This window comes from Actinophytocola sp., from assembly GCF_035712165.1.
GTDB lineage: Bacteria > Actinomycetota > Actinomycetes > Mycobacteriales > Pseudonocardiaceae > DASYTH01.
Genome location: NZ_DASTBH010000546.1, coordinates 1 through 10,473, shown reverse-complemented (window position 1 = coordinate 10,473; position 10,473 = coordinate 1). Strand labels below are relative to the sequence as shown.

Genomic DNA, 10,473 nt, shown 5'->3' with positions numbered 1-10,473 from the left:
CGGAGCCGAAGGCGATCCTGGCCAACCCGGCGGCGCGCGCGGCGGTCGGCGCCGACGGCCTGCGCGAGATCTTCGCCATCGTCAAGACACCGGAGCACGCGGTGTTCGACGGCATGTACGAGGTGCGGCCCGGCCATCTGGTCCGGGTCAACCGCGCCGGGCTGACCAAGCACCGGTACTGGGCGATCGAGGCCTACCGGCACACCGACGATCTGGACACCACCATCGGCACGGTCCGCGAACTGCTGCTGGACATCGTCGACCGCCAGTTGTACGCCGACGTGCCGGTCGGCACCCTGCTCTCCGGCGGGCTCGACTCCAGCGCGCTGACCGCGCTCGCCGCGCTGGCCCGGCGCAGGCACAGCACCGAGCCGCTGCCGGCGTACTCGGTCGACTTCACCGGCCATGCCGAGCGGTTCGCCGCGAACGTGCAGTGGGAGGACCCGGACACGCCGTTCGCCGTCGAGGTGGCGCGCCACGTCGGCGCCGAGCACGTGATCGTCATGCTGGACAACCGGGACATCCTGGATTCCGCCGTGCGCCGGGACACGCTGCGGGCGCAGGACCTGCCGGTGTCCACCGGAGACATGGAGTACTCGCTGCTGCTGCTGTGCCGGGCGCTGCGCGAGCGGGTGACCGTTGCCCTGTCCGGTGAGGCGGCCGACGAGCTGTTCGGCGGCTACACCTGGTTCCACGACCCGGAGTCGGTCAACGCGGACACGTTCCCGTGGCACGTCCCGTTCGAACGGGGCGGCGGGATCGGGGCGCTCAAGGAGCTGGGCCTCTGGGACTCGCTGGGACTGACCGACTACATCAAGCAGCGCTACAGCGAGGCCATCGCCGAGGTGCCCACGGTCGACGGTGAGACCGGCCTGCAGGCCCGGATGCGCGAGGTGTCCTATCTCAACCTGACCCGGTGGGAGAACTTCCTGCTGGACCGCAAGGACCGGATCAGCATGGCTGCGAGCCTCGAGGTGCGCGTGCCGTTCTGTGACCACCGGCTGGTCGAGTACGTCTACAACGCCCCGTGGGCGATGAAGACCTTCGACGGCCGGGAGAAGAGCCTGTTGCGGGCCGCCATGCGTGGCGTGCTCCCGGACTCCGTGCTGGATCGCAAGAAGAACCCTTATCCGTCCACCCAGGACCTGAGCTACGTGCGAGCCCTGCGGGAGCGGGTCGAGGCACTGCTGCACGCCGACGGCCCGGTGCTCTCCCTGGTGCCCGCCGACCGGATCCGGGCGCTGCTCGAGTCGCCGGACGCCCGGTACGCCATGGGCGGCCCGTGGAGCGCGCGGGCGGTGCTGGAGCGGCTCATCGAGTTCGACACCTGGGTCACCGAGTACCAGGTGCGGGTGGACGCCGGCTGAAAGGAACCTCATGACTACCGAATCTCTGGTCAACCCCGAACCGGGAACCGTCACGGTGTGGTCGGACATCGGCTGCCCGTGGGCCACCCTCGCGCTGCACACCCTGCGCGCCGCGATCGCCAGGCGGGGCGCCGACGTGCTCATCGACCACCGCGCGTTTCCGTTGGAGCTGTTCAACTCCGAGCCCACCCCGAAGTTCATCGTGGACTCCGAGATCGTCGTGATCGGCGCCAAGGTCCCGGAGCTCGGATACCGGCTGTGGTCCGGCGCCGAGTCGACCTACCCGGTCACCATGCTGCCCCCGATGGAAGCCGTTCAGGCGGCCAAGCTTCCCGAGGTCGGCGGCCTGCGCGCCAGCGACGAACTGGATGCCGGGCTGCGCCGGGCGTTCTACACCGAGCGGCGCTGCGTCAGCATCCCGGCGGTCATCCTGGACGTCGCCGGCCAGTGCCAGCACGTCGACGTCGCCGCCCTGGACGCGGCCATCCGCCGCGGCGAGGGTCGCTCGGCGGTCTACGACCAGTGGGAGGCCGCCAAGGGCGACGCCGTCCAGGGCAGCCCGCATCTGTTCGCCGCGGGCGGGTTCGACGGGCACAACCCGGGCGTCACCTACCAGTGGACCGGTTCGCCCTATGAGGGGGGCTTCGTCGATCTCAGCGCGCACGACCCGGGCTGGGCCGACGACCTGCTCGATTCCCTCTAAATACCCGCACTCCGGGAGATGTCGGCCCGCTGCCGGCGGTGCCACGATTCTCATTGGTCCGGTCTGCCTACCACGAGTTGGAGAACGTCCGATGGAGAAACGCTGCCCGGTCCTGGATCCGACCGGCCGAGACATTCACGCCCAGGCCGACGAGCTGCGAGCGCAGGGTTCCGCCGTCCAGGTCGAGCTACCCGGCGGCGTCGTCGTCTGGTCGGTCAACCACCACGACGTGATCAAGCGGATGCTGGTCGACCCGAAGGTCAGCAAGAGCGCCCGGAACCACTGGCCGGCGTTCCAGAACGGTGAGATCCCGCCGAACTGGGAGCTGATCAGCTGGGTGGCGATGGACAACGTGTCCACTGTGTACGGTCCGGACCACCGCCGGCTGCGCCGGCTGATCGGCAAGGCGTTCACCCCGCGGCGCACCGAGGAGATCCGGCCGCGGGTCGTCGAGATCACCAACCTGCTGCTGGACAACCTGGCCGCCGTTCCGCCCGGCGAGGTCGTCGACCTCAAGGCGGCCTTCGCCTACCCGCTGCCCGGCATGCTGGTCGCCGACCTGATCGGAATGTCCGAAGAGGCCCGGGTGGCGGCCGCGAAGGTGCTCGACGTCATGCTGGACACCACCATCACGCCCGAGCAGGCCCAGCAGGTCCTGGTCGGCTGGCGGAGCGCGATCGCCGACCTGGTCGCCTCGAAGCGGGCCAACCCCGGCCCGGACATCACCAGCGACCTGATCGCCGCCCGGGACGAGGACGGCTCGCGGCTGACCGAACAGGAGCTCGCCGACACCATCTTCGCCATCCTCGGCGCCGGATCCGAGACCACGATCAACTTCCTGGACAAGTCGATCACCCTGCTGCTGTCCCACCCCGAGCAGCTGGAACTGGTCCGGTCCGGCCAGATCTCCTGGAGCGAGGTCATCGACGAGGTGCTCCGGCTGGAGTCCCCGATCGCCAACCTGCTGATGCGCTACGCCGTCGAGGACATCGACCTCGGCGACGTGGTGATTCCCAAGGGCGACCCGATCCTGCTCAACTACGCCGCGATCGGCCGCGACCCCGCCGTGCACGGCGAGTCCCGCTGCGAGTTCGACATCACCCGCGAGGACAAGTACCACCTGTCCTTCGGCCACGGCCCGCACTACTGCCTCGGCGCCAGCATCGCCGTCATGGTGTCCACCGTCGGCCTGTCCACGCTGTTCGAGCGGTTCCCCGACCTGTCCCTGGCGGTGCCCGCCGACGAACTGCAGCCGCTGCCCACCTTCATCATGAACGGCCACCGGTCCCTGCCGGTCCGCCTCACCGCGGCCGGCGCCAAGGCCGCCGACGCCGCCTGATCACACACACCGGAGGCCGGTGCCCGCGGGCGCCGGCCTCCGGTGTGTGTGCTCCGGAACTGCCGGCAACAAAGACCACAAAGCCCGGCCGGGGGCCGGGCTTTGTGGTGTGGTGACCCGAATCAGCCGTTCGTGCCGGGGTCGGGCAGGCCGACCTTGGCCGTGCTGTTCTGGTAGGCGGCCAGCCGCCACCGCCCGTCGACCCGCTGGACCAGCCAGGACGCCCGGATCGCCTGCACGTCGGACACCTCGGTCTCGCCGGCCGCGAGGACGCCGCCGTAGGAGAGCAGCAGCGCGACGTCCGAGCCGAGGAACCGCATGCTGATCGGCTTGCCGACCACCTGGGTGCTGCGGTACTTGGTGTCGAACGCTTCCTTGAAGTACTTCCGGATCTCCTCACGGCCCTGCCGGAACACGCCCGGCAGGATCAGCGTGCCGTCCTCGACGAACAGGTCGGCGATGCCGTCGGCGTCGGCGTAGGCCCAGGAGGCGAGCAGCTGCTGCGGCAGCGTCGCGACGGCTGCCTGCTCGGCGGCCGAGATCTCGGTCGTGGTCATGGTTTTCCTTTCGGCGGAGCGAATCTCGTCGCGGCCATGCTCAGATGTAGAGCGTGTCGGGCTCCAGGCCGCACAGCACCCGGCCGTAGAGCTCCTGGTTGGTGTTGGGGTTCATCAGCGCGTGCAGGTTGATCGCCTGCACGTCGCGGGCGATGCGCTGGATCGGCACGTCCAGGTAGACCGACGAACCGCCGCTCGCGCCGGCCAGGATGTCCACCGCCTCCTTGGCCAGCCGCACCACGGTGCCGATGTCCGCGCGGACCCGGGCCCGCTCCTCCAGCTTCCAGGCCGAACCCTCGACACCCTTGGTGTCCACCAGGTTGGCCAGCCGCAGGGCGTGGAACTCGAGCTGGTCGATCTTCTGCGCGGCGTCGGCCACCTGCAGGTGCGTGATCGGCGCTTCGCGCTGGCTCTCGTAGCCGGTGTAGGTGATCTTCCGGTTGCCCAGCCGGTTGAGGAAGGTCTCCTTGGCCCCCCGGGCCAGGCCCAGCGCGGTGCCCACCGAGGAGGCCGCGGCGACCGGCAGCAGCGGGACCCGGTAGATCGGCGACTCGGCGTTGGCCTTGGACGCGGACTGGCCCTGCAGCACGGCAGGCAGCGGCAGCACCCGCTCCTGCGGGATGAACAGGTCCCGGGCGACCGTGCTGACGCTGCCGGTGCCCTTCAGCCCGGTGGTGTGCCAGTCGTCGATGACCAGCAGGTCGGAGATCGGCACCAGGGCCATGATCGGGTACGGCTCGCCCTCCGGCGGCACCAGGATGGCGATGACCTCCTGCCACTGCGCGTGCAGCGCGCCGCTGATGAACTGCCACCGGCCGTTGACCACCACGCCGCCGTCCGCGGGCGCGGCCATCGCGGTCGGGCTCAGCGTGCCGCACACCCGGGTGTCCGGGGTGGCGAACACCTCGTCCTGCACCTCGTCCGGGAACAGGCAGGCCATCCAGCCGGGAATCCAGTACACCGAGGCAACCCAGGACGCCGAGCCGTCGCCCCGGCCCAGCTCCGCGGCCACCTCGACCAGCGTGCGGGTGTCCACCTCGTAGCCGCCGTAGCGCTTGGGCCGGCGCAGCTTGAAGATTCCCGCGTCGCTCAGGCCCGCCACCACCTCGTCGTGCAGCCGGCGGTTGTCCTCCGCCCAGCGCGCGTGCTTCTGCAGCAGCGGAACGAGTTCGGCCGCGCGGGCGACGAGCTGCTCCCGGGTGGGAATGACGGAACTGGACACCATGTCCTCCTCGAGACACCCATCGCGGGTACGTTTTCCTCATCGTGACAGCGGTTGCCGGGGCTGGCTTCTCCCCGGATGCGAATCTGGTTACAACGGCACGTTGCCGTGCTTGCGCCGGGGCGCGGGCCGGCGCTTGTTGCGCAGCGCCGCCAACCCCCGGGCCACCGCGGCCCTGGTCGTGACCGGGTCGATCACGTCGTCCACCAGGCCCCGTTCGGCGGCGTAGTGCGGATGGATCAGCTTCCGTGTGTATTCCGCGACCAGCTCGGCCCGCCGCCGGTCCGGGTCCGGCGCGGCGGCCAACTCCTTGCGGTACAGCACGTTCACCGCGGCCTCGGCGCCCATCACGGCGATCTCGTTGGTGGGCCAGGCAAGCGAGAGGTCGGTGCCGACCGACCGGGAGTCCATCACGATGTAGGCGCCGCCGTACGCCTTGCGCACGATCACCTGGATCCGCGGCACGGTCGCCTCGCAGTAGGCGTAGAGCAGCTTCGCTCCGTGCCGGATCGCGCCCGCGTACTCCTGCTCGGTGCCCGGCAGGAAGCCGGGCACGTCCACCAGGGTCACCAGGGGAATGCTGAAGGCGTCGCAGAACCGCACGAACCGGGCCGCCTTCTGCGCGGCGACGATGTCCAGCACGCCGGCGTAGACCAGCGGCTGGTTGCCGACCACGCCGACCACCTCGCCGTCGATCCGGCCGAGCGCGCAGATGATGTTGGGCGCCCAGTGCTCGTGCACCTCGATGAAGTCCTCGTCGTCGAGCAGTTCGCCGACCACGGCACGCATGTCGTAGGGCTGGTTCGGCTCGACCGGCACGATCTCGGCCAGCCGCGGCCGCTCGTCGGTGACCGCGCCCCGCGCCGCGGTGCGCGGCGCCGGCTCGAGATTGTTGGCCGGCAGCAACGAGACCAGGTACCGCACGTCGGCCAGGCAGCTCTCCTCGTCGTCGTGCACGAAGCCGGCGACGCCGGACCGCAGGCTGTGCACCTGTGCGCCGCCGAGCTCGTGGTGGCTGACCCGCTCGCCGGTCACCGCCGCCACCACGTCCGGACCGGTCAGGTACATCTGCGCGGTGTCCTTGAGCATGAACACGAAGTCGGTCAGCGCCGGCGCGTAGGCCGCGGCTCCGGCACACGGCCCGAGCACCACACTGATCTGCGGGATGATCCCGGACGCCTCGACCTGGCGGCGGAAGATGCCGCCGCAGCCGTCCAGCGCCAGCACCCCCTCCTGGATCCGCGCGCCGCCGCCGTCGTAGAGCCCGATCAGCGGGGCCCCGTTGTCCAGCGCCAGATCCATCACCTTGTGGATCTTCGCGGCGTGCGCCAGGCCCAGCGAACCGCCGAAGATGGTGAAGTCCTGGGCGAAGACGAACACCTGGCGGCCCTCGACGGTGCCGGTGCCGGCGATCACGCCATCGGTGTGCGGGCGCTGCTCGCCGGGTCGCAGGCCGTGGTCCTGGCGCCGGCGGTACATGTCGACCTCGGTGAACGATCCGGGGTCCAGCAGCAGGTCCAGCCGTTCCCGCGCGGTGTGCTTGCCGAGCGCGCGCTGCCGCTCCACCGCCTCCCGGCGGCCGGTGGCGATGGTGTCCCGCAGTTCGTCGCGCTCCTTGCGCAGCCGCCGCATGGACCGGGGCTCCTGCTCCCGGGGCGCCTCGGACGGCACGGGGGTCAGGTGCCGGTGCCGTACCCGGCTCTCCCCGGCCGCGTCCGGCACGAACTCCGCGCCCGCCGAGGTCATGACGCCACCGCGGCCAGGCCCGCCTGCCGGGCGGACACATGTCCCGCCGCGTGCAGCCACGACACGGTCTCCCGCAGGGTGTCGGCCACCGGCCGCGCGGGGATGCCCAGCGTCGGGGCGTCCGGCGCGACCCGGGTGGCGCACGCGCACAGGTAGATCGCCCCGTGCTCGGCGGGAATCGGCCGGGGCCACACCTTGCGGGCCAGATCCGCCAGCCGCCCCACCGGAAGCATGGCTCTGGCCGGCAGGAACACCGCCGGCAGCCGGCGGCCGGTGACCGCGCGCAGCGTGCCGACGAACCGCCGGGTGGACACGTAGTGCGCCGGGCCGAACGCGCCGGGGCCGCCCGCGCCCGTCACCAGCCGGGCGTGCACCGCGGCGGTGTCCCGGACGTCGCCGACCGGCAGGCCGCCGAGCGGCCAGATCGGGGTCAGCCCGCGCAGCACGTTGCGCACCCGGGCCGCCTGGTCACCGAGGTGCGGGTCGTGCGGACCCAGCAGCGCGGGCGGGTAGCTGATCACCACCGGCGCGCCGTCCGCCTGGTGCGCCCTGGCCACCCGTTCGGCGGCGGCCTTGCTGGCCAGGTAGGGCTGCCGGGACCGGCCGACCGGCGTGTCCGGTCCGAGCACCCGGCCGCGGGCCGGAAGCAGCGCACCGACGCTGGACACGTGCACCACCCGGCCGGCGCCGGCCCGCACCGCGGCCCCCAGCACCACCTCGGTGCCGCGCTCGTTGACCCGCCGCATGGCCGCGTGCCGCCGGCTGTCGAAGGAGTACACCCCCGCCGCGTGCAGCACCGCGTCCGCGCCGCGCACCGCGGCCGCCACCCTGCCCTCGTCCAAAACGTTCCCTACCACCACATCGACCGCGCTCGCGTCGACCCCCAGCGGACTCAGCGCCTTGTCCACAGTGGACTCGTCGCGAACCAGCAGCCGGACCCGGTGGCCCGCCCGCAGCAGCTCAGCCACCGAATGGGCGCCCACGAAACCCGTGCCCCCGGTAACGCTGACCAGCATCGGACCGCTCCCCGGCATCGCCACGAACGAACATCACGAACTCAGCGTGCATCAGCGGTCCGACCGATGTCTTCTCCGACGGTGCCGGGCAGCCCGACACAACGCCGAACTCGCCGCCCGGCTCAGCGAAGCCGGGTGACGGTTCCGGCACGGGTCCAGCGGGCGTGCAGCGCCGGGGGTTTACGGAAGATCAGACCGTACGGGGCGGGTGCGTCGGGCAGGCGCAGGGCGGGCAGGGCGAGCAGGGCCCGGATCGCGGCGCCGGTCTCGGTCCGAGCGAGTTGGGCGCCGGGACAGAAGTGCGGGCCGGTGGCGAAGGCGAGGTGGGCCCGGGCGTTGCGGCGGCCGAGGTGGAACCGGTCCGGGTCGCCGAAGACCGCCGGGTCGCGGTTGGCGGCGGCGAGAGAGACGGTGACCAGGTCGCCGCGCCGGACCGGCGTGCCGGCCAGCGTGGTGTCCCGGGTGGCGTAGCGGTCCACCACCGCGGCGGCCGGTTCGAGACGCAGCGACTCCTCCACGGCGTCGGACAGCAGCGCCGGGTCGGCGGTCACCGCGGCGTGCGCTTCGGGATGGGTGAGCAGGTGCAGCAGCGCGTTGGTGATCATGCCTTCGGTGGTGTCGATGCCGCCGAAGAGCAGCACGGCCGCGTTGGACACGATCTCGGCCGGGCGCAGCCGGTCGGCGGCTTCGGCGAGCAGGGACGGGCCGGGCGCGGCCAGGGCGCGCACCACCGCGCCGCCCAGCGCGTCGACGGCGGCGCGGGCCGGCGCCCCGACGGGGTTTCCCGCGGTCACCTCCGACACCGCCGCGACGATCGCGGCATACCATGAGCGCACGACCGCAGAGTCCACATCGGACAGTCCGAGGGCCCGCGCCATCACGGCGGCGGCGAGGGGGCCGGCCACCGCACCCCGCAGGTCGGCGGCGCCGGCCGGGCGGATCGCCCCGACCAGACGGTCCACCTCCGACTCGATGAACGCGGTGAACCGGGCCCGCACGGCCGGCCGGCGAAACGGCGCGCCGAACGGGTCCCGGTGCCGGGCGTGCTCGGCGCCGTCGAGCGAGAGCATGCTGGGCCCGACGACCCGGGCGGTGGAGAACCGGGGGTCGTCGACGGTGAACGTCTCCGGATCACGCAGCACCCGCACGGCGAGGTCGTACCCGGTGACCAGCCAGGCATTCAGCGCCGGGACCCAGCACACCGGCGCACCGGCCCGCAACCGGGCCAGCAGCGGATGCGGATCCGCCGCCAGCCCGGCCAGCGTCACCTCCATGCCTCACACGGGGTCGAGCGTTCGGCGCAGCAGGCAGAACTCGTTGCCCTCCGGGTCGAGGAGAACGTGCCAGTTGTCCTCGTCGGACTGACCGATGTCCGCCGGACGGGCGCCGAGCGCGAGCAGTCGCTCCAACTCGGCTTCCTGGTCCCGGTCGGTGGGGTTGACGTCGAAGTGCAGCCGCAGCTTGCCGTGCCTGGGGTCGGCGGTCGGGCTGAGGATGATGGTCGGCTGGGGTCCGCCGAAGCCCGCCTCGGCCGGCCCGATCTCGAGCGCGTCGTCCTCCCAGCCCAGTTCCACGTACCCGAGCACCTCGCACCAGAACGTGGCGAGCCGTTGCGGATCGACGCAGTCGATGACGAGTTCGGAGATGCGACAGGCCATGGGCCCCACGTTAGCCGGGCCCGCCGCGCGGCGCCGGTCGGTTTTGCCCGAAGGGCCGCCCGATCGGATGCCCGATCGAGGCCGCCGGGGGGTGGGCGATCCGCCTACCGTCTCTCCACAAGAGTGCGTGGACGACGGGGAGAAAGTCATGTCTTTACCTGAGTTGGACCGGGACAGCTACCAGCACAACCCATCCGAGTGGGTGGCCCATGCCGGGAATGCCTTGCGGGAAGCCGGATACCTGCACAGCGAACCGACAGGAGTCTACGACGAGGAGTTCACCCTCGCGCTGACGGCGTTCCAGGATGCCCACGGCATCAACGAGGAGAACATGGTCGGCCCCTACACCTGGGCGGCGCTGGGGGTTTCGGAGTCCGAGCCGGACCGGTCCCAGCAGGACACCGTGGCCCAGGAGGGTCAGGTCGGCCAGCTGTCCGATGACGGTCAGTGGCAGTGGGACGGCGCGGCGTGGCAGCCCGCGGAAGTCGCAGCGGTCACCTCGGACGCGGTCACCGCCTTCGCCGGCGCGGCCGGCACCACCGCGGACGCGTCGCACTCCGAGGACACCGAGCTCGCCGGCGGCATCATCGACTACGAGCTCGAGATCCTGGTCCAGTGGAAGGCCGCCCTGGACTCGTTCAACGAGGTCATGGAGAGCGACACCACCCAGTCCGCCAAGCCCGACTTCAACAAGGCGCTGTTCAAGTTGTTCAGCGAGAAGGTGCTCGGCGACTTCGCCAAGGACGCCAAGGCCACCCTCGTGATCGACGTGCTGAAGGGTCTGGTCGGTGAGGCCGAGCGGGCCCAGAAGGCCCAGCTGTCCGTGGCGTTCCGCGACTTCTACACCACGCACCAGACCGAGATC

General features: G+C 71.5%; 10 protein-coding genes. 4 read left to right on the top strand and 6 right to left on the bottom strand.

Annotated features, from left to right (window positions below; translation table 11 throughout):
- From VFO68_RS30990 to VFO68_RS30980, 3 genes are all read left to right on the top strand, one after another.
- Window positions 1-1,367, top strand: a 1,367-nt coding sequence (locus VFO68_RS30990) for an asparagine synthase C-terminal domain-containing protein (protein ID WP_325161964.1), incomplete at its 5' end; no start/stop codon positions are given.
- Window positions 1,368-1,377: 10 nt separating this feature from the next.
- On the top strand, window positions 1,378-2,070 hold the full coding sequence (locus VFO68_RS30985) for a DsbA family oxidoreductase (RefSeq protein WP_325161963.1): 693 nt from the start codon (window positions 1,378-1,380) through the stop codon (window positions 2,068-2,070).
- 91 nt (window positions 2,071-2,161) lie between these two features.
- Window positions 2,162-3,409 carry a cytochrome P450 gene (locus VFO68_RS30980; protein ID WP_325161962.1) on the top strand — a complete coding sequence of 416 codons (1,248 nt, stop codon included), beginning with the start codon at window positions 2,162-2,164 and terminating at the stop codon, window positions 3,407-3,409.
- Window positions 3,410-3,531: 122 nt separating this feature from the next.
- Here VFO68_RS30980 and VFO68_RS30975 read toward each other — a convergent pair whose 3' ends face one another.
- The 6 genes from VFO68_RS30975 to VFO68_RS30950 all read right to left on the bottom strand — a co-directional run bounded on the left by VFO68_RS30975 (window position 3,532) and on the right by VFO68_RS30950 (window position 9,608).
- Window positions 3,532-3,966: an SgcJ/EcaC family oxidoreductase gene (locus VFO68_RS30975; protein WP_325161961.1), complete on the bottom strand. Its 435-nt coding sequence runs from the start codon at window positions 3,964-3,966 to the stop codon at window positions 3,532-3,534.
- 40 nt (window positions 3,967-4,006) lie between these two features.
- A complete protein-coding gene (locus VFO68_RS30970) occupies window positions 4,007-5,188 on the bottom strand; it encodes an acyl-CoA dehydrogenase family protein (RefSeq protein ID WP_325161960.1) in 1,182 nt (393 codons plus the stop codon).
- A 90-nt stretch (window positions 5,189-5,278) separates the two neighbouring features.
- Window positions 5,279-6,820, bottom strand: coding sequence for an acyl-CoA carboxylase subunit beta (locus VFO68_RS30965; RefSeq protein ID WP_325161965.1), 1,542 nt, complete (start codon window positions 6,818-6,820; stop codon window positions 5,279-5,281).
- Window positions 6,821-6,930: 110 nt separating this feature from the next.
- Window positions 6,931-7,950, bottom strand: coding sequence for an NAD-dependent epimerase/dehydratase family protein (locus VFO68_RS30960; RefSeq protein WP_325161959.1), 1,020 nt, complete (start codon window positions 7,948-7,950; stop codon window positions 6,931-6,933).
- A gap of 122 nt (window positions 7,951-8,072) precedes the next feature.
- Window positions 8,073-9,224 (bottom strand): cytochrome P450, encoded by a 1,152-nt coding sequence (locus VFO68_RS30955; RefSeq protein ID WP_325161958.1) that lies wholly within the window; start codon window positions 9,222-9,224, stop codon window positions 8,073-8,075.
- 3 nt (window positions 9,225-9,227) lie between these two features.
- Window positions 9,228-9,608: a VOC family protein gene (locus VFO68_RS30950; RefSeq protein WP_325161957.1), complete on the bottom strand. Its 381-nt coding sequence runs from the start codon at window positions 9,606-9,608 to the stop codon at window positions 9,228-9,230.
- Between the two features lie 148 nt (window positions 9,609-9,756).
- On the opposite strand from VFO68_RS30950, the gene VFO68_RS30945 reads away from it, so the two are divergent.
- Window positions 9,757-10,473 (top strand): peptidoglycan-binding domain-containing protein (locus tag VFO68_RS30945; protein ID WP_325161956.1); only part of this gene is annotated, 717 nt, incomplete at its 3' end.

Bases quoted from the DNA above. Each gene is read 5' to 3' on its own strand.
- VFO68_RS30985 (WP_325161963.1), top strand. From the start codon at position 1,378: ATGACTACCGAATCTCTGGTCAACCCCGAACCGGGAACCGTCACGGTG.
- VFO68_RS30980 (WP_325161962.1), top strand. From the start codon at position 2,162: ATGGAGAAACGCTGCCCGGTCCTGGATCCGACCGGCCGAGACATTCAC.
- VFO68_RS30975 (WP_325161961.1), bottom strand. From the start codon at position 3,966: ATGACCACGACCGAGATCTCGGCCGCCGAGCAGGCAGCCGTCGCGACG.
- VFO68_RS30965 (WP_325161965.1), bottom strand. From the start codon at position 6,820: ATGCGGCGGCTGCGCAAGGAGCGCGACGAACTGCGGGACACCATCGCC.
- VFO68_RS30960 (WP_325161959.1), bottom strand. From the start codon at position 7,950: ATGCTGGTCAGCGTTACCGGGGGCACGGGTTTCGTGGGCGCCCATTCG.
- VFO68_RS30955 (WP_325161958.1), bottom strand. From the start codon at position 9,224: ATGGAGGTGACGCTGGCCGGGCTGGCGGCGGATCCGCATCCGCTGCTG.
- VFO68_RS30950 (WP_325161957.1), bottom strand. From the start codon at position 9,608: ATGGCCTGTCGCATCTCCGAACTCGTCATCGACTGCGTCGATCCGCAA.